Below are 20,869 nucleotides of genomic sequence, written 5' to 3'. Positions count from 1 at the left end.
CTTTCGCCTGCATTATATGGCTGCAAAGGAGCTATACCCTTATATGATTAACGCCAACGTTTAAAAATCAATGAAGTATTAATGCCACCAAAAGCAAAGTTATTACTCATAATATAGTCGGTGTCGATATGACGAATATCGTCTTTAATGTAATCGAGCGCGGCGCATTCTGGGTCGACATGATTAAGATTGAGTGTTGGTGCAAACCAGCCTTCATTCATCATGTTAATACTAGTCCATGCTTCCAATGAACCACAGGCTCCTAGGGTATGACCGGTATAACTCTTTAATGACGATATTGGCGTTTCTGCGCCAAATACTGCATGAGTCGCGGCAGTCTCAGCTATATCACCGCGATCAGTAGCGGTGCCATGAGCACTGATATAACCGATGTCTTGTGCCGATAGTTGGGCATCTTTTAAGGCTAAACGAATCGCTACTTCCATGGTATTAGCATTGGGTTGAGTGACGTGTTGGCCATCTGAGTTGGTGCCAAAACCAACCAACTCAGCATAAATATTTGCACCACGGGCTTGAGCATGTTCAAGCTCTTCTAATATCAAAGTACAAGCTCCTTCACCGATAACCAAACCATCGCGGCTCTGGTCAAATGGGCGTGGCGTTAGCTCTGGAGTTTCATTTTGGGTGCTGGTGGCATACAAAGTATCAAATACCACCGCCTCAGTAGGACAAAGCTCTTCACCGCCGCCCGCGAGCATAATGGTTTGCATGCCATATTTAATCGCTTCATAAGCATAGCCAATGCCTTGACTGGCAGAGGTACAGGCACTGCTGGTGGTGTGAATACGGCCTTGCAGGCCAAAGAACACCCCAATATTAACCGCGGTAGTGTGGGCCATCATGCGGATATAACTGGTGGCGGTTAACCCCGACATTTCGCCCGTTTTTAACATGTCACCAAAGCCCATAATGGGATCGGTACTGCCTGTAGATGAACCGTAAGCAACGCCAACTTGACCGGAATTAAGGATGGGGTCGTTCAACAAACCTGCATCTTCAAGCGCTAATTCACTGGCTCGTGTCGCCATCATGGATACTCGCCCCATAGAGCGGATCTTTTTACGTGAATAATGGGCAGGTAAAGAAAAATCAGTCACTGGCGCTGCCAGTCGAGTATTTAGACCTGGGTAACGATCCCATTCATCCATACGAATAACGCAGTTGTGTTTGGCTAATAGGCTGGCTTTAATTTGTTGCCAGTCTTGGCCTAATGCGGAAATCCCGCCCATACCGGTAACGACTACACGCTTCATATCATGCCTCCGTTAACGGAGATCACTTGGCGAGTTATGTAGGCGGCATCGTCTGATAATAAAAAGTTAGCTAGCCCGGCTATTTCACTGGGTTTGCCCATGCGTTTCATCGGCACTATTTGGTTGACAATATCAGTTGAAATATCGGTGACCATGTCGGTTTCAATCAACCCTGGTGCGATACAATTGACGGTGATTTTTCGTTTAGCTAACTCAAGCGACAAGGCTTTAGTTGCGCCAATAATTCCCGCTTTTGATGCGCTGTAGTTCACTTGGCCACGATTACCCGCAATGCCTGACACTGAGGCTAGGGTGATAATACGTCCGCCTTTACGTGCTTGCACCATTGGCATCACTGTAGGATGGATAACATTATAAAAACCATCAAGGTTAGTGTGGATCACACTGTCCCATTCATCTTCGGTCATCGCAGGGAAGGCGGTGTCGCGATTAATACCCGCATTAAGAATAACGCCATAATAGGCACCATTTTCGGCAATGTCCGTTTCGATAGCAAGCTTGACCGCTTGGCGGTCGGCAATATCAAATTGCAGTAAACTAACCTGCACACCAAGATCTAATAAGGTTTTTTGTACTTGCGCTGCGGCAGCATGATTGCTGTGAAAGTGCAGCGCAATATCGAAACCATTCTCGGCTAATTTAATTGCGATGGCTTTGCCTATTCCTCGGCTTGAACCGGTAACTAATACTCTATTATTCAAAATGTCTCTCCGTGATTGATTCGAGGAACTCCAATGGGGTGTCAAAAGGTTTGTTGATCATGCTTAGCCGTCAGCTTGGCTTTCATCAATATAGGCTTGGGTGTCTTGTGGTTGGAATACATTGACATTAGCTGCCGCCACTAACGTTTGGTGATGATAAATTTGGCAGTCAAATACCGCTAATCCAGACTCTTCCTGGTACAGCCGAGTCACCTGGGTGCGATAAGACTCACCTAAGGTAAAGGTGTCTATATGCATTTGCAGTTTGCGGGTGCCGAGTAAAAAACCGACTCGGATAGTATCGTCGCACAGTAAGGCTTCAACACCCGCTAATGCAGCAATACTTTGGGCCATATACTCGATGCCAACGTAATTAGGCACGCCATTGAGTTGAGCGTCGAAATAGGCACTATTAGGGCTAATATGGGTTGCGGTGATTAAGCAGTCTGGGCGATGTTCTAAGACATTATCAATCAAGATCATCGGTGATCGATGCGGAATAAAAGTACTTATATCTTGCGCTAACATCGCCGGCGTTGCAGTGACTATTGACATGGAACTAGGCATCCTTTCGACAAAAAATCAGGCTGGCATTACTGCCGCCAAAGGCAAATGAATTGCTCATAATAAAGTTGAGTTGGCTAAGGCCAGTATTGTTGTTGGCACTAACGAGAGCGATATTCGGGTCATTAGTATCTTGCTGCCCATCCCAGATGTGCGGCGGCAAACGCTTATCATGGTTAAGTGGGCTTAATAATAAATAACAAAAGGCAGCTTCAATCGCGCCAGCTGCGCCTAAAGTATGGCCCGTGAGCGGCTTGGTTGAGCTGCAGGCTGGTGATGAATGGCTGAATACTGCAGTGACCGCACGCGATTCCATGGCATCATTTTTGGGAGTAGCGGTACCGTGGAGGTTGAGATAATCGATTTTTTCGGCAGCAATGTTGGCTTCTGCCAGGGCTTGTTGCATAGCGGCAATAGCACCTAATCCTTGCGGGTGTGGCGCTGAAATATGATGAGCATCGGCAGACTCGCCGATCCCCGCCAACATGACGTCACTTTGGCCACGCTCTAAAGTAAATAAAGCAGCCCCTTCACCAATATTAATTCCATCACGATGGCGACTAAACGGATTGCAATGGCCTTTGGATACCGATTCTAATGCGGCAAAGCCATTAACGGTTAACTGACACAAACTGTCTACACCCCCCACAATTACCATATCGCACATATTCGCATTGAGTAACCGCTGAGCACTGGCAAACACTTTTGCACTCGATGAACACGCTGTAGATACGGTATAACAAGGGCCTGACAGTTCAAACAACTGTTTTAAATAATCACTGGGGCTACCCAGTTCCTGCTGCGAGTAATGGTAACTCGGGGGGAAATGGCCATGTTCAAGCTGATACTTTAATGCCGCTTCGCCTTTGGAAATGCCAGAGGTGCTGGTGCCTAAAACCACTCCGATGCGATGGGAACCAAAACGCTGCTTAGCTTGCTCTATTGCGGGCACAAGTTGCTGGGCGGCAGTGTTTAATAAACGATTATTACGGCAAGCAAATAAACTGAGATGATCGGCAATTTCTATTAACCGTTTGTCATCGACGCAACCGACTAATGTAGGCGCATCGAACAATAAATTATCGCGCCATTGCATAGCACTGATATCACCGCTAATGAGACGCGGCAGCACCTCTTCTGGCGAGTTGCCCAGAGGTGTACACAATCCGATGTGAGTTATTGCTATGCGACTGTTCATGTTTAGTTTGATGGCCTATTTATCTCGGTTTATTGGATTATGCTGGAGCGCTTGTTTATCAATCTGTTATTCAATCAGTTAGTTAATTAGTTAGTCAATTGGGTTTATTTGCATATGAATATCGGCGGCATCGATGTTTACATTCACTTGCGCTAACCACGAGTCGATATCGCTATACGTTATCGTGATTAAGGCTCCACTGGCATCAATAAGTTGCTTACATAACGGCATATCACATGCCATAGTGACTAATTCACCGCCGGTTAAATGTTGATTAACTTGCTCCGTTGGCCAGTAAATCAACTGCATTATTGCCATTAAATACTCTGCTTTAAATTGCTCACCTAATAACAGGCTTTGCTGACTTTGCAGGGTTTGGCCATCGTACACTAACGTGAATAATGCTTGCCCAAGTGGCGCTAATCCCACTAACGTCATCTGTAGTGAATTAAGCTCCAGCTGGGTTAATAACTCATGATTTTCTTGCCCATGGGTAAAGCTGACCATTTGGCTTAAGCTGATATCTTGCTGCGGTGACGTTGTTAACAGCGCAGAGGCTGAGCTTAGGCAATATTGTGCTTCACTGGCGAGTGGGACACAAGTTTGCCGCTCGATTTGTTGGCTGCAAGCACTTAATAGGCTTAGCAGTAATAGCGCCACCACGCGAAGCAATATAATCCCCGCAGAACGCCCCAGCAGATTAAGCAACATTGGGCTTTGGCTCCTGACATAATTCAACAATGGTATTGAGGCGTCGTTCGGACTCTTTTACAAACGGGTTGCTCATGTCCCAAGCGTAGCCTGCTAAAATTGAGCAGATCATTTGTTTAATCTTGTTGTCAGCTTGCTGATAGAAAATGACATCTTGAAAGCGCCCGTCATACCAAGCTTGGACATAGGTTCTAAAGGTGTTAACCCCTTGCATTAATGGCGCAGCGTATTCGCTATTCCAATCAACCGTTTGGCCATTAAGTTGTTTATTCAAACTGGCAACCGCCATTGATGCTGACTGCATGGCAATTGTCACCCCAGATGAAAATACCGGGTCAAGGAACTCGCCAGCATTACCCAGTAAAGCAAACTTATTGGTTGCTAAGGTGGTGACATTAGCCGAATAACCTTTGAGCGTGGCACAAGGCTGAACAATATTGGCATTACTCAGCAACTGCTGTAGCTCAGGCTCTTCATTAATCACCGCTAACAATTGTTGTTCAAGGCTACCGGATAAATGCTCGAGTAAATGTGGTTCAGCCACCACGCCAATTGAGCAACGGTTATTGCTAAAAGGGATTAACCAGTACCAGATATCCTTATGTTGAGGATGAACACTGATTAAGATCTTATTACGATCAAAATGGGGATCGCTAATGTTGTCTTCAATATGGGTGAAAATGGCGCTGCGTGGCGGTAAATTTGATGGTTGTTCTAAATTCAGTAATCGCGGTAATACTCGGCCAAAACCACTAGCATCGAGCACAAATTTAGCATTCACTTGATATTGTGCACCTCGGTCATTCGTTACCGTTAAGCGAGGATTATGAGTCAAATCAATCGCATCAACTTGATGACCAAAATGGATCTCAACCCCTTGGCTGATAGCCGTGTCGGCTAGAAGTTTATCAAAATCTGCCCGTTGAACTTGAAACGTAGTCCCAGGGCCTGGGGTAAATTTATCGGTAAAGTCGAAGGTGGTGTAGCGTCCTTGGTGTTGAAATGCTGCGCCATTTTTAAATTGAAATCCAGCCTGATTAACGGCGTCAAGCATGCCTGCTTGTTCGAGAAACTGCATACAACAAGGCAGTAAACTTTCGCCAATCGAAAAACGTGGAAAATGCTGTTTTTCAATAACAACAACCTGATGCCCTTGTTGGCGTAATAGGCTTGCGGCAATGGCGCCAGAAGGGCCTGCACCAATGATGGCAACGTCAACGTCCATGTTGCTGACTGTATGTGAATGACTAGATGGCATTTACAGTTTTCCTAGTAATAAATGAAATAAACGGTGCCAGTAAAAATGAAAAACTGATCCCAAAAAGAAGCGTTAAACCAAAAAAGTGAATAGCATGGGTTTGACTCAGCGCCAGCAACCCAAAAGCCAATAGTGTTGAACAGGCTGACATAAAGATTGCCATCATCACTCCGCGACTGGTGTGCTTGGCTTCGGCAAAAAATAGGCTGTAATCGATACCAATGCCTAAGACTAAAATAAGCGCTAAGGCGTGAAACAAGCTAATGCTCGAGCCGACAAGCCCTAAACAAGCTAGCGTGAGCAGTACTGATAAAGCGGGGACAGCGACGATAGCGAATGCCAACTTAATACCGTATTTAATGCTAAACAGTAGGCTGGCTAAAGCAAATACCCACATCAATAGCTGTAATGTTAGTTGGCGATACTTGCCCATTAAATGGGATATATCACCGACCTTATCGATTAACCGCACTTGCCCTAAAGGCCATTTATGTTCAGTCAGCCGTTGCTCAAGAGAGGCTAACGAATGTATGCCACCGAGTAACACTATGGCGCCAAATTGCTGGGGTTTGTCTGTTGTTGTGATCGCACCAAGCCATAACGTCTGTAAATCATCATTAGCTTTGGCTAGCACCATGGTTGGGGTTAACCATTGTGATTCGGCGTGATTAAGTTGTGCCATCATACTGGTGCTTATGCTGTCATCAAGGCCCATTTCACTGATGATTTCGTCTAAATGTTGCCCATAAAGCTGTTGCTGTAACTGATAGTGTTGTTGTTGTTTGGCAATGCTGGGCATAAAGCGGCTGAGACTGATAGCTTGGTCTAACTCAGCATCAGTTATGGCTTTATCCAGTACTGGTGTCAGTTGCTCTAACGTTTGTAATAAAGCTTGTTCATTGGGACCACTGACTAAAATAAATTGGTTATCGGTGCCGCCGCTGAGCAGTTGCCGTAGTTGGTTCTCTTCGGTGGTGATGGCTTCAGGGCTTTGCTGTAGCTGACGAATATCATCGTTAGAATCCGTTTGTGACAAACCGAAAAACAATATTGTTGCCAAACCAATGAGCAAAGCCGCTATAGCTATTTTTTGCCACAATTTATTCGGTGTGAAAATACGTTGTAATAGCCCCAAATAACCTTGGGCAAGGGTTAATCCTGGCGTTGGTTTAAGCGCATGGTTACCCAGTAATGGAAACACCAATAATAACGTTAGGTATGCACCAATTAACCCAGCAGCACAAAAGACGGCCACTTGTTGCATTCCCGGAAATGGGGTAAAGCCAATGGCGATAAAGGCACTGGCACTGGTAGCAAGTGCGAGAGTGAGCGCCGGAAAAATCTGCTTTAAAGTGTCACTGGCGTTGTTATTAGGGTGAGCTTGTTTTTCACAATAAAAGTGAAAGCTGTAATCAATGGCGACGCCAATTAAGCTGGTGCCAAACACTAATGTGAGTAAGTGCAACTCACCGAAAATACTTAAGGTGGCGACAAACGCAAACACCACCCCAGTGGTTAACGTCAGTAGTGCGGCAAATAACGGCATAATCGACCGAAAGGCCAACCAGACTAATAAGATGATCCCCAACATGGAAATTAAGCCAATTCGGCTGATTTCTTGTTTGGCTGATTCGGTGGCGGCAATCGCATGAAAAAGCGCACCAGCTTTAAGGAAACTGACATCGGGGACATGCAGAGCCACTTGGCTAAATGCAGCATCTAATGCTTGAATTTGCTGTTGCTGAGCGGTCGGGCTAAAAGCACTGTCGCGCCCTTTGGCCATGACAATCGCAGCCACACCATTGGTAGTATCGGTGAGTAAAATGTCTTGTTGGCTACGCAGCGCACTATTAGGTGATAACGCCAGTAAGTTGGCTGGAAACATCAGTAACGGATCATTGCTGAGCAGCTGGCTGTTGGCAAAACCAAATGCGCTATAAAGTTGATTTTGGGCCGCGTTAAGCAGTTGGCGCCAATTATCTGTTTCAATCGCTTTAGCTTGCTCGGCGGTGAGTAGGGTAAAGCGATGTTCGAAATACACTTTAGCTAAGTCTTGCAGATGATCATCCGCGCCGCTACGAATGTGAATAAAGGGCTGTTGTGGCTGTTTATCTAGTGCATCCATCAGTTGCTGTGCGGCACTGATAGCTTGGTTGTCGTCATCGGCTTTTATTGCAATATACACTTGGTTAGCGAGTTGCTGTTCAACTCTGTTTAATGCTGTTTCAGTGAGTTTGTCTTGTTGTAAATGCGGCAACATCGCCAAAATATCAGTTTGAATATGCGCGCCCTGTTGCCATTGTATTAAGCCAGTGACTAACATTGTCAGTAGCAATAATACCCATAAGACAAAACGCCCAATAGGAGATAACAACGCGGTTAGCGATATTGGCTGCATTATTTAGCGGACTCATTGCCAAGACTAAAAAGTGCCAGCTCAGTTTCACTCAGCGGCCCTTGTTGGGGCTGAGTAAATTGAATTTGAGTATAGTCGCTAATATCCGCTTGGTTACTGGTCATGATTAATGAACGTATAAGGGTATCGCCGCTGAGGGTAATGTTACCCATAGACGATTGCACTTGTGGGTCTTTAGCTTGTAAGCCCAGTTGCCATGACCTATTTTCAGGCTTAGTTGCAGGCTGAATTACGGGCTGAATTACTGATTGAGCAGCAGGCATAAATAAGTTGAAATCGGCACTTAAGGCATCAATATCGCCCGCCATAATGGCTTGTAATAAACGCGGTAATTGCTGTGCAATCGGGTTGCCATTAGCCCCAGCACTAAAGTGTTGAATTTTGCCTTGGCTGTTTTGTTGGATCAACTGCTGATCTTTAAGCACCATCAAGGTGTTGAAAGGACGTTGCTGCTGCCATACCAATCCTTGCGTTGGACTAAATATAAACTGTCCTTGGCTGAGTAAGGGCTTTATAAGCACCTGTAAATGGCGTAGTTGAACAAACTGCCCACGAGTATCTAGTTGTAGATTCAGTTGCTGCGCTAGCGCGCTGAGGTCCTCTGTGGTGGCTGGTTGAGTATACAACGCCTGAATGTCAGCCAGTTGTGCTTGAGTAAGAGGTTCATTATTGCTTGCTGGTGGAGGTTCGCTAGCCGAGGTGGCCGCAATACACAGGCAACACAACATAATGATGCTGCTTACTCGCGCCAATACGCTAATAAATAGGCTAGTAAATAGTCTAACAATTACTCTGCTGCGGGCACTCATTACACTTGGCTCGCATCGAGTAATGGGCGAATTTTTTGCTGAAACACTTCAGGAGTAACAAAGCATAATTCTTGGGTAGCAATCTCAACTGCGGCTTGGATGGTATAGCCCTTGGTGATGCGCGAGTTGGTGTCGGCATCAACAATTTGATAGTTAATACGTAAGCGGTTTTCCCATTCAACAATGGTGGCGATAACCTTGATTTTTTGGTCAAAGGTGCTGCTTTTAACGTACTTAATTTGCACATCGACAATGGGCCATGCATAACCGGACTCTTGCATAGTGCGATAGTTATAACCGAGTTTATCCAGTAATTGACAACGCACAACCTCAAAATAGCGTAAGTAATTACCGTGCCAAGTAATGCCCATCGAGTCGACATCGTGAAACGGGATCACCATTTCCATTTCTGTGAGTAATAAACCTTTCATTTAACACACCTCCCATAGACCCAGTTGAATTTTGTCTACTGTTTGGCGTAGTACTGCTTCTAATGGACGGTCTTCGGTAAGCAGTTCAAAATCTTCACTGACTTGAGCCAGTGTGGTGGCAAGTGAAGGTGTTAGCGAATTAGGGTCTAATTCTTTCTGTATCACCCGCAGCTGAATACCTTGGCTCATGGCCAGTAATGCGGCGGCAGCGACTTGTTCAGTAAGTTGTAATATTCGCATGCAGTCGCGAGCGGCAATAGTGCCCATGCTCACTTTGTCTTGATTGTGGCATTCAGTTGAGCGTGAAAACACACTGGCAGGCATGGTATTTTTTAATGCTTCAGCAGTCCAAGCTGAAACACCGATTTGTACCGCTTTAAAACCATGGTTAATGGCGCGACGTTGGCCTTCTGCAGCAGATAAATTAGCCGGTAAGCCATTGTTGAATTTAGGGTCCATAACTAAAGCCATTTGACGATCAATTAAATCGGCGATATTGGCCACTGCATTTTTCATCGCATCCATGGCAAAGGCAATGTGGCCGCCATAAAAGTGACCGCCATGGAGGATATGTTCACCCTCGGCATCGACAATTGGGTTGTCGTTAGCGCTATTGAGTTCGGTTTCAATAAACTGACGCATAAAGGGCAAAGCATCTTGCAGTACGCCAATGATGTGCGGTGCACAGCGTATAGAATAGCGGTCTTGTAAGCGGTCAGAATTACGTGGATGCGCATGATGATTTAAGTCTTCGCGGATCCAACTGGCAATTTTGTTTTGTCCTGGGTGAGGTTTGGCGGCAAACAAAATTTCATCAAAATGATTTGCGTTGCCTTTAAGCGTTAACGATGCCATGGCAGTAATACGGCTTGATAAACGAGTTAAGTACTGCGATCGATCATAAGCTAAACAGGCCAGTGCGGTCATCACTGCTGTGCCATTCATTAACGCGAGGCCTTCTTTAGGGCGCAGGGTTAATGGCATCATGCCGAATTTCAGATAAACATCTTTGGTCGCTTGGCGTTTACCTTGGTATATCACCTCACGTTCGCCAACTAATACAGCGGCAAGATAAGATAGTGGGGTTAAATCGCCGCTAGCGCCAACCGAACCTTCTTGAGGAATAACCGGGGTGATATCGTTATTTAATAGCCATTCGATGCGCTGTAGCAGCAAATAGCTGACACCCGACTTACCCACCGCCAATGAGTTTAAGCGGCAAGCCATAATCGCGCGGGCTTGCATTGGGCTAAATACATCACCTAAACCACAACCATGAAAACGGGTTAAATGCAGCGGTAATTCATGGACTAAGTCTAAGCTGACATTGACTGTGCAGGAGTCGCCGTAACCTGTGGTGACGCCATATACTACGCCTTCTTCATGCAGCAAACTGTCGATGAAACGGGCGCCTTTTTGAATATATTCAACATAGTCTGCAGCATCCGCTAGTTTGACTGTTGCGCCTTTGGCGACAGCGACCACTTGTTCAAGGCTCAGGTAGCTTTGGCCTAAATGCACCGTGTTTTCGGCAGATGATGACGGTGAAGAAGTGTTGCTCATTGAATTAGTTATCCTGACTAGGTGAAGTGGTGCTGTTAGCGGGTGCAGTATTTGTATTTGACGCAGCACTTATATTAAGTGCACTTCCGGTATTAAGTGCACTACCAGTATTAGGTGCTGTACCCGTATTGACAGCAGTAGCGGGGCGCGAAAACGGACGATCAATCAATTCGTCTTTATGCCAAAAATCGTAAAAGTTAAACCACTGCAATGGTGCTTGTTTGGCAAAATACTCTAAGCGTTGACTATACAATTTCATTGCATCAGTTAAGCGTGCAATGCGCCCTGCCCGCGGGCCTTTTAAGCTATCGCTTAAGTGTTCAATATGTACTTTATAGCGGCCTTGTTGGCGAATGCAGAACATGGTGTAAACCGGACAATTTAACAAGCTTGCAAGAATAAATGGTCCTTGGGGAAACGGCGCTTCATGACCGAGAAAGGGTAGGTAAACCACCCGACCTTGGCTGTTTGATGAGGTGCGGTCGGCTGCAATAACCACTATTTCGCCCATATCAATTTTTTGCTGTAACAGCATAGAAGTACTAGGATCAAGTTCATTAACATGAATAAGGTTCAGACTACTTTGTGGGTTCAGCTGTTGTAATACTTTGTTAAAGTTTTCGGCGTGTTGAGTCAACACCATAACGTTGACTTTCACTTTCTGCTGGTGGATTGAAATCGCACGACATAGCTCTAAATTACCTAAATGCGACACAATCAGTACGGCTCCTCGACCAGAAGCCACTTGGTTTGCCAGAATATGACGATCGTTAAAATCGACTTGATTGAGTTTGATGCGGTCGCACCAGGCATCGATCCTATCTAGAGCAGCATTACCAAAAGCAATAAAGTGATTTAAACTGTCGCGCCAATGGGTGGGTTGATGTAAATCTGGATGCTCAGGAACTTGTTGCTGCACTCGGGCTAGAAAATTCATCGACGCTTGACGAGCTGAAGCACCGGTTAGAAAAAAGTAACCAATCACCGGATACATAATCGCTCGGCAAAGCCAGTGGCCGCCTAATCGATAGCTTTCTGCTAGTAACTTTATGCCCCAATAACTGCCACGCTCTCCCATTGATGACCAATGTTGATGCGGACTGTTTTTATTCAGAATTTGTGGTAAACGAGTCAACATACCAAAAAATAATTTAGTGTGCATCCAGCTAATGCGCACATTATCTTGCAAGCCTTGGAAGTGACTAATACCGTCATCAGGGTAGATTACTTTGGTCGGCACATGAACCACTGGAGTACCTTGCCAGTGCAGTTTGACCATGATTTCAATATCAAAGTCCATCCGCTCACCCAGTGCTTGCTGGCTTAATAACTGTTCGGTAGCCTCTAATGGATACACCCGAAAACCACACATAGAATCTTGAATGTCGAGACTTAAGGTTTCAACCCATACCCAAAAATGGGTGATGTAACGTCCGTATAAACGTCCTTTAGGCACCGAGTCATCATAAATGGGTTGGCCAGAGATCAATGCCTGTGGCTGTTGTTCTGCAGTCGATATCATTAACGGAATATCGTCTAAATTATGTTGTCCATCAGCATCAACCTGTAATACATGGCTAAAACCATCGCGGTATGCTTGGCGTAGGCCGCTGGTTACTGCCGCGCCTTTACCGCGATTAAACGGATGGTTAATGAGCGTTAGCCAGCTAAATTTATCTGCCATGGCTTGTAAAATATAACGGGTTTCATCCTGGCTACCATCATCAACCAAATAACAAGGCAGATTGAATTTTGCCAAGTCAGTTAAGGTTTGTTCAATGGCAATATGATGATTGTAATTGGGAATAACCAAGGCTAGCTTCATGAGGCAATCTCATTGGCAATCGGCGCAGGAGTGACTACTGCAGGCTTAAGCGCAATACGGCCAGAGGCAAACCGTTTATCTTGATCTCGATAACTAAAGATCAGTTTTGCTTTTTGAGGTTGATGTTCAATGATCAAATCAACATAGGTATCGGGCAAAATGAGTTGCTGAAATTTAAGCACTTCTAATGTGGCCACTTGGGCTGAATAACCAAATGCCTCACAGCCAAGTTTAACCGCCCAATCCAATTGGGTGACACCTGGTAATACGGCTTGCTGAGGAAAATGGCCATCGAAAAAGGCTAAATCTGCACTGACAAATAAACGCCATTGATAGAGATTATTATCGCCTTCATGGCTAACAATATGCGGTAATTCTGACTTAATCATGACTAAATAAGGCTATAATTTCTAATTGAGTACGCTTGCCTTGGCTATTGAGTGGCAAGTGTGCAGGATAACGCCAGCGTCGTGGTAGGGTGATACGTTCAAACTGGCTCAATAAATGGTTTTTTAAGGCATTATTAACGGCTAATTTTCCTTCCGCTTTGAGTGTTTTCTGGCCTAATTCACTTAAACAGACTGCAGCACCTAGCATGGTGCGCGGTTGCTCTAAAACTGTGACGGCCGCTTCGCTGACAAAAGGATGAGTTTGCAGTAAATGTTCCACTTGCGCTAACGACAAGCGTTTTTCTTCAATTTTGACAATGCGATCAAGGCGATGTAATAAACGGAACTGGCCATCATCTAACAGCTCAATTTTGTCATCACATTTTAACCATTGAGTTGGATTTTCTAAATAAACAGACTGCAACATCAGCGCACCATCTTTCGGGTCCATATCGACATTCACTTGGGTAAATGCTTGCCATGATTGCATGGGTTGCTGTTGGCGTCGATATCCAATACCGCCGGTTTCAGTGCTGCCAAATATTTCAATGGGCAATTGATTAAAGCATTGTTTAACTGCTTGGGCAGCATCAAAATTTAACGGACCACCAGAGCTGAAAATTAAGCTTGGGATACGTTGTTGTTTTTGATTTTCTAGAGCATCAGGCAAGCGGGTCAATTGAGCTGGACTACTGATTAAACACAAATTTGGCATGATGGCCAAGTAGTAACTTAAGGTTTCAGGAAAGTCGATTTGTTCACTTAAGAATGCTCGGCTCGCGGCTAAAGGCCACAAGATTTTAAACAATAAACCATAAATATGCTGATGTGAAACTGTCGATACCACGGAACAATGAGGCAAATGTTCGGCAAATGTTTGCTCAAGAATACTGACTTCGGCATCTAATTGTTGCAGTGTTTTTTTGATAGCTTTAGGCTGACCGCTACTGCCGGAGGTGAATAGTACTAATTCACCTAATAGCTTGGTTTTAGGCCAAGTTGCAGCGGGCAAACTAAGTTCTTTTTTGAGCGCGATATACTCACGCACTTCACATAATGGCGTGTCGGCAATAATGGCATCAAATTCATGGTTGAGCTCGCTCAAGGTGCCTCGTTGGGTGTTGGCAGGCAATATCACTTGTTTACCGGCTAGCAAGGCTGCACATAAACCAGCGGCAAATAAATCACTGTGCTTAGCTGCAAGCAGCCAACGCTGAGCATCACTTTGAATCAGCTGAGCATGTAAGTGGGCCACTTGCGCGCAAAACAACGATCCCGTCATGATGTCATGATGGTCAAAGCTGATTAGCTGCTGCGAGGCAGGCCCTGTAGATAACCAATTGAGTAAAAGCTTATTCATGTTTTTTCAACCAAAAGCGACGATAAATCCATTCACCACTGAGCAGTAACCCCATAAGCAGGTAGGCGATCAGTCCGTTGTAAAGCGTCCATATTTCAATACTTGTTGCTATGGCGGTATAGGTCGCCACAGCACCATTTACAATAAATAACCCACACCAAAGTTTAGTGACGGTTTGTAAGTAAGGTATAGCTGAGTCTGGTAAATCAGGCTCTTTTAAGCGTGCTAAGCGCTCAATCATGCTTGGACCATTAATCAGTGAATAACTGAATAACCCCAACATGCTCAGGTTTATCACCACCGGATAAAACAGTAACCAGTCGTTACGTTGAGTAATGAAACTGGCCGCGGTCAATCCTATGCCCACCAGTATTGGCAATGTCATGGATTTTACTTGCTGCTTAGTGACCATAAACCGTAGCAATAATAACAAACACAACAGCAAAGCGATGGAGCCTGGTGGTAAATACTGCAGACCAAAGTACACCGCAATAGGGTAAGCAATAATCATCAAGGTCGTAATAATCTGCAGGATTAACCGCATTAGCTTTTTATTAAGCCTTCTATGGCATCAACGACATCATTGACCGTGCGCACGGTTTTAAATGCTTCTGGCTGAATTTTTTTACCCGTCAGCTGTTGCAATTTAATCACTAAATCTACCGCATCAATGCTGTCTAAATCTAGATCTTCATACAAAGAAGCTTCAAGCGTGATATCTGCTGCCTCTATTTCAAATTCATCAATTAAAATGCCACTTAGCATCTCAAGGATTTGTTCACGATTTTGCATGCTGACTCCTAAACACGTTGAGATTCAATAAAGCTAGCTAAGCTAGCAACACTGAAAAAGTGTGCTTTAGTCGCATCAGAGTTGGCTTCAATTTTGACATCAAACTCTTTCTTAATTGCTAAGCCTAATTCAAGTGCGTCGATCGAGTCTAAGCCCAGACCTTCGCCAAATAAGGCCGCATCGGTTTCTATATCATCGACAGTGACATCTTCGAGATCTAAGCAATCAATGATCAGTTGTTTTATTTGATTGTGTAAGTTCATTTTTTGTCTTTCTTATAAGTATGGCTATCAATATGATTTGATAGGCTGTTTAAGTGTATCAAGGTAAAACTGCTGTAAGTCGCGCGTTAGCTGTCGAGCCATTTTGGCTTCATTACCTCGTTTAGCATCATACAGCAGGTATGACATGCTTGTGCCAATTTCTACTGACATATTGATGGTTTGCCGTGGAATTTGGTACCAAGATTGTTGCTTAGTTAAGCCTGCAACATCAGTACGTAACACCACGGGTAAAATATCTGTTTGGGTGCGCAAGGCAATATTGGCCGCGCCACGCGCAAAGGGGTTAACAATATTACCTGTTAATGTTCGGGTACCCTCGGGGAAAATAATCAAATTAGTATCGGTACGCAGCACTTGCTGGCAGTCATGTAAAAGCCAGTCTGCGCCGCGATTAGGGATATAACCAGCACTTGCGAGTACGCCGCGAATAAACGGATTACGCCATAAACCTTGTTTTACAATACAACCCGCATTAGGCATAAGGCTAATTAATACCACAACATCCACCAGGGTTGGGTGATTGGCGATGACAATGTGCCCCTTAGTTTGCCGTAGTGCTTCAATATTTTTGGTGCTGACAGTAATTACTCCAGCAAAACTGAGCATGGCAACGAATGCTTTAAACATCCAACTGACGGCTTTTTGGGCTCGAGCTACGCGCACTGTTTTCTCGCCAGGCCAAAATCGTAATAGCGGTAAAATAGTCAATGAACTCAACAAGCCGCCTAAACCAAAAGCAATATAACAACACACACCACCGATCCAGCGTGGAACATAACGTAAACCGCTGAGTTTTTGGGGGATGGCATTTTTTTGCTTAATAGCGTCAGCATGCAGAGTTGTATGAGGTTGCTTAGGCATGATGTTCAAGCGACCAGTACCAATGACACAATTTACCTTGAATATTTTTGGCAGTAGAAATATGGTGAATTAACTCGCTTAAACTGATGTTGTTTTTATTGTGGTGGTCAAGCGGATGATCGGACACGCTAAGGAGCATTCGTTGAGCAGAGCCGTATTGTAAAGCGGTGTCTTCGACCAGATTTTTGGCTTGTAGGGCACTACTATTGAATGGTGCTAGGTACAAACCTAACGCCAAAGGTAGTTCGACTTCGTGAGTAAACTCACTGTATACCGGTGGAACCGGGTCATCACCAAATACGACCAATAAAGGTTGTGGCGATTGTACTAATTGCGCGTACGCTTCAATAAGTGCCTGCGTGAGAGTTTGTTCACCAGCGGCAATTGATGTCGACGAAGCGGTATTGTTATTAACAATACCGAAAATGCCACTGGCCGTATTGTGCACTGATTGACTAAAAGCCATTGGCGATAACGCTTGTTTTTGGGTGATATCTTTGAGCAAGCCTAAGGTGCGCGTGAGCTCTCCATGGCGAGATGAAAAAATACTGCGGCAATTATTCTCTGGTTGGCATTGGTGTGCGGCAGTGAGCATCATTTTAGTTAAGCGACTAAAGCGACGACGTTGCATGGCAGGAATGTGCTTTAAAGCTGGCGAATCAGGCTTAGGCGACAGATTGCTATTAGGCTGCTGCCATTGCTGCCAACTCTCCGCTGTTTGAAAGTCAGGTGACCATGCGCCCCATGATAGAAGATCAAATACTAAATGCACTACATTCCCTCTATAACTGCCTCGCTATCCTTATCTAAGAGTTAACAATCATTATGCTAATGATTAAAATTCGTTAACCTTGCTAATTGTACACCTAAGTTAATACCGATAAGAAGTCGTGTCGACGAAAAAGGCTCATAGTTGGGGGTAAAATGAACAAAAAGGGATATTGAATAAAAAGCGCGACGATAATCGTCGCGCTGATTGCCTAATAAAATAGCTTTACCGTTTAATGTAAAGTTTATTTGTTAGGAAAGCTTTGCTGCAACTTTTTGACAGCTTCTTTAATTTTTCGAGTGTTGTCTGGCCCCATACGGATCAACAACTTTTGGGCATTAGGTAATGCTTCAAGGTTAGGATCGACATATTTATAGTTAACACTGATTGACGATAACTCAATAGGGTCTTCAATAATGGGCGCGCTAGCAATCATACTAAAAGCCTGTTGCATACGCTTATCAAAATCAATATCACTGTAACCGAGTTCAGTAAAGGCTTCGGCAAATAGTGGTTTTAACTCAGTGTAAGTCGCGACTAAATCTTTATCGCTCAAACCTGCTATAAAATTGGCATACAAATCATATCGATGATAACCATCTGGATTAAGATATGTTTTGTTGGTTATTTCACTCACGGTAAATTGCGTGTCAGGGCCTTTTAACGGGCTAGCTTTACGCACAATATCGCCTTGGGCTAGGTTATCGACAAACACCACAAATTGGCGGGCAATATCTTTTTTCAAGATCATCGGCGCTATTTTCATACCGTTGGCTATAGCTAATGTTTTTGCTTCAACAAAATCATCAGACTCAGCTAATGCAGGAAGTGGTTCTGCAACTACAGCTTCCGTAGATGTTTCAGAGTCTCCTGTGGGTACTACATCATCTGTGGTGGTAATGTTTTGCGGTTCTTCAATAGGCGTTTGTTCTATTGGTGTCTCTGGAACTGACTCTGGCAGCTCAACTGGAGTGATAACAACCGGTTCAAATTCTTCAGTGTCATCACTGGTAAAATAGAAATAACTGCTCGCGCCTAACAGGGCGATTACCGCGATAGCGATTAATAGCATGTTAGACCCTGGTTTCTCAGCGGCTTGTGGGGTAATTCGGTCTTCTTCATTAACTTGCATTTCAATTCCTTGGGGTTATTGCTAATCGATATAAATATCTTGGTGGAGTCGAAAAATACTGCATAATATCAATCACATCAGTTATCTTAACCGTTCAGAGCGTCTCAAGCTTTTCAATTCAAGGCGTATTAATATAGGAATGGTTGTTCCCTTTTAAGTTAATGCAACGCAGTACTTGAATGCTTGAAACGCTTCCGAAGGACGGGTTTCTAATTACTTAACTCTGCGTTGCAGCCTTTCAACGTAAAATGGCTATGCTTTCAAACCTTCGCCCTGATTACAGCCATTTGAATTCCCGCTGCACGACCAGATAACGAATACGATTAGTATACCATTCTGCAATATTCAGCAGACTTGTCTAGTGATAACTGATGATAATGAACAATATATTAAGATCTATTTAAGCTTGGACATATTGCTGTCTATCACCTATCCAGCGTTGAATGATAGCATCTACGTTTTGAGGCACTTGCTGGTAAACGTGTGATGCCAATTTTTGGGTTGGGGCAATTAAATGTTGATCACGTATTAGATCAGCTATTTTAAGATCTGCCAAACCGGTTTGTTTGGTGCCAAGCACTTCACCTGGCCCTCGGATTTCTAAGTCTTTTTGAGCAATTACAAAGCCATCATTACTGCTGCGCAGCACACCTAAACGTTTAGTGGCGGTTTGTGACAGTGGCGCTTTATAAAGTAATACACAATGGCTAGCAACAGCACCTCGGCCTACTCGGCCTCTTAACTGGTGCAACTGTGCTAGGCCTAATCGTTCAGGGTTTTCGATAATCATTAAACTGGCATTGGCTACATCTACACCGACTTCTATGACGGTAGTCGCGACTAATAAGTTCAACTCACCCGCTTTAAATTGCGCCATAATCGCCTGCTTTTCAGCACTTTTCATTCGGCCATGGATTAAGCCAATTTTGAGCTCAGGTAGTGCAATGGTGAGTTCAGCTGCGGTGTCTTCTGCAGCTTGGCATTCAAGCACCTCAGATTCTTCAATTAACGTACATACCCAATAAGCTTGGCGATTATCGTGTAATGCAGCTTGTTTGACTCGCTCAATCACTTGCTCACGGCGGCTATCGGCAATCGCAACGGTTGTCACTGGGGTGCGTCCTAGAGGAAGCTCGTCAATTACTGAGGTGTCTAAATCTGCATAAGCTGTCATGGCTAAAGTTCGTGGGATCGGAGTGGCCGTCATGATTAGCTGGTGTGGATGAAAACCTTGGCTGACGCCTTTTTCTCGTAATCCTAAGCGTTGATGAACCCCAAAACGATGTTGTTCGTCAATAATGATCAATGCCAGCTTGTTAAACACCACCGCTTGTTGAAATATCGCATGAGTACCGATGACCATTTGTGCCGCACCAGAGGCAATATCTTCAAGGGATTGGGTTCTGGCTTTACCTTTGAGTTTACCCGCCAGCCAGCCGATTTTTAGCCCAAGTGGTTCAAACCAAGTTGCAAAATTAGCTGCGTGCTGTTCAGCCAATAACTCAGTAGGTGCCATCATGGCCACTTGGTAACCGTTTTCTATTGCTTGTAATGCCGCCAGTGCTGCCACTAAAGTTTTACCTGAACCCACGTCGCCTTGAACTAAACGCATCATGGGTGTTGGATGTTGAAGATCTTGGTTTATTTCGGCGACAACTCTTTGTTGTGCTCCCGTTGGCTTAAAGGGCAGTTGCGCTAAAAAAGGGCTTAACAATTGCCCGGTAGCAGGCATTGGCACCGCGGCATCTTGATTACTGCGCTGGCGTATTTGCAACATGCTCAGATTATGCGCCAGCAGTTCTTCTTGGATTAATCTTTGTTGTGCCGGATGTTGACCTTGTTCTAATTCAAAAGGGGACACAGAGCTATGGGGACGGTGCAAAATATGCAGTGCATCACGCAGGCTAATATTGTTTGGTTGTAATCCACTGGGAAGTAATTCGGGTAATCCACCCTGGTCTAACATCGCCAAGGCTTGCTCTGTTAGCTTTATCCAACTGGCTTGTTTTACCCCTTCAGTTGTCGGGTAAATAGGCGTCAGCGTGTCGCTTAATGTGACCGATTCACCAGGATGAATAATTTGATATTCTGGGTGAACAATTTCTTTATGATGATTGCCGCGGCGTATTTCACCGTAAGCCCGAATGCTGGCACCATTTTCCATGGCGTTACGTTGCGCCATCGAGAAATTAAAAAACCGCAGGCTCATCATTCCGCTGTGATCACGGACATTACACACTAACATGCGCCGCCGACCTTGCATGATTTGAGTCGACTGAATTTCTGCTTCGATGGTGCCATAACTGCCAGGAGGTAATGCGGCAATAGGATGGATTTGCGTACGGTCTTCATAACGCAGCGGTAAATGAAACAGTACATCTTGTACTGTTTTAATACCTAACTTAGCCAGTTTTTCCGCAACCTTTTTAGCAACGCCTTTAAGGTCGGTGATCGGAACAAGATCCAGTCGTAGCAAATTGTGCTTACCTAAATTGATTATCAAAGATGTAA

The 20,869-nt window shown here is 44.6% G+C and carries 20 protein-coding genes; all 20 read right to left on the bottom strand.

Annotated features, from left to right (window positions below; translation table 11 throughout):
* Positions 1-47: 47 nt before the first annotated feature.
* The 20 genes from H5125_RS01495 to recG all read right to left on the bottom strand — a co-directional run bounded on the left by H5125_RS01495 (position 48) and on the right by recG (position 20,834).
* Positions 48-1,274, bottom strand: a complete 1,227-nt coding sequence (locus H5125_RS01495; protein WP_182743297.1) for a beta-ketoacyl-ACP synthase — start codon at positions 1,272-1,274, stop codon at positions 48-50.
* On the bottom strand, positions 1,271-1,996 hold the full coding sequence (locus H5125_RS01490; RefSeq protein ID WP_011635828.1) for a 3-ketoacyl-ACP reductase FabG2: 726 nt from the start codon (positions 1,994-1,996) through the stop codon (positions 1,271-1,273). Before H5125_RS01490 ends, H5125_RS01495 begins: the two co-directional genes overlap by 4 nt.
* Positions 1,997-2,059: 63 nt before the next feature.
* Positions 2,060-2,551, bottom strand: a complete 492-nt coding sequence (locus H5125_RS01485; protein ID WP_182743295.1) for a hotdog family protein — start codon at positions 2,549-2,551, stop codon at positions 2,060-2,062.
* A 4-nt stretch (positions 2,552-2,555) separates the two neighbouring features.
* Positions 2,556-3,758, bottom strand: a complete 1,203-nt coding sequence (locus tag H5125_RS01480; RefSeq protein WP_182743293.1) for a beta-ketoacyl-[acyl-carrier-protein] synthase family protein — start codon at positions 3,756-3,758, stop codon at positions 2,556-2,558.
* Between the two features lie 90 nt (positions 3,759-3,848).
* The gene (locus H5125_RS01475; RefSeq protein ID WP_182743291.1) at positions 3,849-4,469 is read right to left on the bottom strand and encodes a DUF3261 domain-containing protein; all 621 of its coding nucleotides are present in this window, start codon (positions 4,467-4,469) and stop codon (positions 3,849-3,851) included.
* Complete coding sequence (locus H5125_RS01470; RefSeq protein ID WP_182743289.1) at positions 4,459-5,727, bottom strand: NAD(P)/FAD-dependent oxidoreductase; 1,269 nt, start codon at positions 5,725-5,727, stop codon at positions 4,459-4,461. Before H5125_RS01470 ends, H5125_RS01475 begins: the two co-directional genes overlap by 11 nt.
* A complete protein-coding gene (locus tag H5125_RS01465; RefSeq protein ID WP_182743288.1) occupies positions 5,717-8,125 on the bottom strand; it encodes an MMPL family transporter in 2,409 nt (802 codons plus the stop codon). Before H5125_RS01465 ends, H5125_RS01470 begins: the two co-directional genes overlap by 11 nt.
* Entirely contained in the window at positions 8,125-8,952 is an 828-nt protein-coding gene (locus H5125_RS01460; RefSeq protein WP_182743286.1) for an outer membrane lipoprotein carrier protein LolA, read from the bottom strand. The genes H5125_RS01465 and H5125_RS01460 overlap by 1 nt, the downstream gene beginning before the upstream one ends.
* Positions 8,952-9,383: a thioesterase family protein gene (locus tag H5125_RS01455; RefSeq protein ID WP_101084958.1), complete on the bottom strand. Its 432-nt coding sequence runs from the start codon at positions 9,381-9,383 to the stop codon at positions 8,952-8,954. The genes H5125_RS01460 and H5125_RS01455 overlap by 1 nt, the downstream gene beginning before the upstream one ends.
* A complete protein-coding gene (gene hutH / locus H5125_RS01450; protein ID WP_182743284.1) occupies positions 9,384-10,946 on the bottom strand; it encodes a histidine ammonia-lyase in 1,563 nt (520 codons plus the stop codon).
* Positions 10,947-10,950: 4 nt separating this feature from the next.
* A complete protein-coding gene (locus tag H5125_RS01445; protein ID WP_182743282.1) occupies positions 10,951-12,771 on the bottom strand; it encodes a glycosyltransferase in 1,821 nt (606 codons plus the stop codon).
* Positions 12,768-13,160: a thioester dehydrase gene (locus H5125_RS01440; RefSeq protein WP_059745812.1), complete on the bottom strand. Its 393-nt coding sequence runs from the start codon at positions 13,158-13,160 to the stop codon at positions 12,768-12,770. Before H5125_RS01440 ends, H5125_RS01445 begins: the two co-directional genes overlap by 4 nt.
* A complete protein-coding gene (locus tag H5125_RS01435) occupies positions 13,153-14,520 on the bottom strand; it encodes an AMP-binding protein (RefSeq protein ID WP_182743281.1) in 1,368 nt (455 codons plus the stop codon). Before H5125_RS01435 ends, H5125_RS01440 begins: the two co-directional genes overlap by 8 nt.
* Complete coding sequence (locus H5125_RS01430; RefSeq protein ID WP_182743279.1) at positions 14,513-15,064, bottom strand: hypothetical protein; 552 nt, start codon at positions 15,062-15,064, stop codon at positions 14,513-14,515. Before H5125_RS01430 ends, H5125_RS01435 begins: the two co-directional genes overlap by 8 nt.
* A complete protein-coding gene (locus tag H5125_RS01425) occupies positions 15,064-15,312 on the bottom strand; it encodes an acyl carrier protein (protein ID WP_101084964.1) in 249 nt (82 codons plus the stop codon). Before H5125_RS01425 ends, H5125_RS01430 begins: the two co-directional genes overlap by 1 nt.
* A gap of 8 nt (positions 15,313-15,320) precedes the next feature.
* Positions 15,321-15,575, bottom strand: a complete 255-nt coding sequence (locus H5125_RS01420) for a phosphopantetheine-binding protein (protein ID WP_101084965.1) — start codon at positions 15,573-15,575, stop codon at positions 15,321-15,323.
* Between the two features lie 27 nt (positions 15,576-15,602).
* Positions 15,603-16,457 carry a 1-acyl-sn-glycerol-3-phosphate acyltransferase gene (locus tag H5125_RS01415; RefSeq protein ID WP_182743278.1) on the bottom strand — a complete coding sequence of 285 codons (855 nt, stop codon included), beginning with the start codon at positions 16,455-16,457 and terminating at the stop codon, positions 15,603-15,605.
* Positions 16,450-17,229 carry a beta-ketoacyl synthase chain length factor gene (locus H5125_RS01410; protein ID WP_059745807.1) on the bottom strand — a complete coding sequence of 260 codons (780 nt, stop codon included), beginning with the start codon at positions 17,227-17,229 and terminating at the stop codon, positions 16,450-16,452. Before H5125_RS01410 ends, H5125_RS01415 begins: the two co-directional genes overlap by 8 nt.
* 241 nt (positions 17,230-17,470) lie before the next feature.
* On the bottom strand, positions 17,471-18,358 hold the full coding sequence (locus H5125_RS01405) for a DUF3014 domain-containing protein (RefSeq protein ID WP_182743276.1): 888 nt from the start codon (positions 18,356-18,358) through the stop codon (positions 17,471-17,473).
* 400 nt (positions 18,359-18,758) lie between these two features.
* On the bottom strand, positions 18,759-20,834 hold the full coding sequence (recG, locus tag H5125_RS01400; protein WP_182743274.1) for an ATP-dependent DNA helicase RecG: 2,076 nt from the start codon (positions 20,832-20,834) through the stop codon (positions 18,759-18,761).
* Between the last annotated feature and the right edge of the window lie 35 nt (positions 20,835-20,869).

The sequence above is a fragment of the Shewanella sp. SR44-4 genome, assembly GCF_014163715.1.
Classification (GTDB): Bacteria; Pseudomonadota; Gammaproteobacteria; order Enterobacterales; family Shewanellaceae; genus Shewanella.
The sequence above is the reverse complement of the archived record's forward strand: the minus strand, read 5'-3'. Positions and strand labels throughout refer to the sequence as shown.

Excerpts from the sequence above, each read along its gene's own strand:
- H5125_RS01495 (WP_182743297.1), bottom strand. The coding sequence starts at position 1,274 with ATGAAGCGTGTAGTCGTTACCGGTATGGGCGGGATTTCCGCATTAGGC.
- H5125_RS01485 (WP_182743295.1), bottom strand. The coding sequence starts at position 2,551 with ATGTCAATAGTCACTGCAACGCCGGCGATGTTAGCGCAAGATATAAGT.
- H5125_RS01480 (WP_182743293.1), bottom strand. The coding sequence starts at position 3,758 with ATGAACAGTCGCATAGCAATAACTCACATCGGATTGTGTACACCTCTG.
- H5125_RS01475 (WP_182743291.1), bottom strand. The coding sequence starts at position 4,469 with ATGTTGCTTAATCTGCTGGGGCGTTCTGCGGGGATTATATTGCTTCGC.
- H5125_RS01470 (WP_182743289.1), bottom strand. The coding sequence starts at position 5,727 with ATGCCATCTAGTCATTCACATACAGTCAGCAACATGGACGTTGACGTT.
- H5125_RS01465 (WP_182743288.1), bottom strand. The coding sequence starts at position 8,125 with ATGCAGCCAATATCGCTAACCGCGTTGTTATCTCCTATTGGGCGTTTT.
- H5125_RS01460 (WP_182743286.1), bottom strand. The coding sequence starts at position 8,952 with ATGAGTGCCCGCAGCAGAGTAATTGTTAGACTATTTACTAGCCTATTT.
- H5125_RS01455 (WP_101084958.1), bottom strand. The coding sequence starts at position 9,383 with ATGAAAGGTTTATTACTCACAGAAATGGAAATGGTGATCCCGTTTCAC.
- hutH (WP_182743284.1), bottom strand. The coding sequence starts at position 10,946 with ATGAGCAACACTTCTTCACCGTCATCATCTGCCGAAAACACGGTGCAT.
- H5125_RS01445 (WP_182743282.1), bottom strand. The coding sequence starts at position 12,771 with ATGAAGCTAGCCTTGGTTATTCCCAATTACAATCATCATATTGCCATT.
- H5125_RS01440 (WP_059745812.1), bottom strand. The coding sequence starts at position 13,160 with ATGATTAAGTCAGAATTACCGCATATTGTTAGCCATGAAGGCGATAAT.
- H5125_RS01435 (WP_182743281.1), bottom strand. The coding sequence starts at position 14,520 with ATGAATAAGCTTTTACTCAATTGGTTATCTACAGGGCCTGCCTCGCAG.
- H5125_RS01430 (WP_182743279.1), bottom strand. The coding sequence starts at position 15,064 with ATGCGGTTAATCCTGCAGATTATTACGACCTTGATGATTATTGCTTAC.
- H5125_RS01425 (WP_101084964.1), bottom strand. The coding sequence starts at position 15,312 with ATGCAAAATCGTGAACAAATCCTTGAGATGCTAAGTGGCATTTTAATT.
- H5125_RS01420 (WP_101084965.1), bottom strand. The coding sequence starts at position 15,575 with ATGAACTTACACAATCAAATAAAACAACTGATCATTGATTGCTTAGAT.
- H5125_RS01415 (WP_182743278.1), bottom strand. The coding sequence starts at position 16,457 with ATGCCTAAGCAACCTCATACAACTCTGCATGCTGACGCTATTAAGCAA.
- H5125_RS01405 (WP_182743276.1), bottom strand. The coding sequence starts at position 18,358 with ATGCAAGTTAATGAAGAAGACCGAATTACCCCACAAGCCGCTGAGAAA.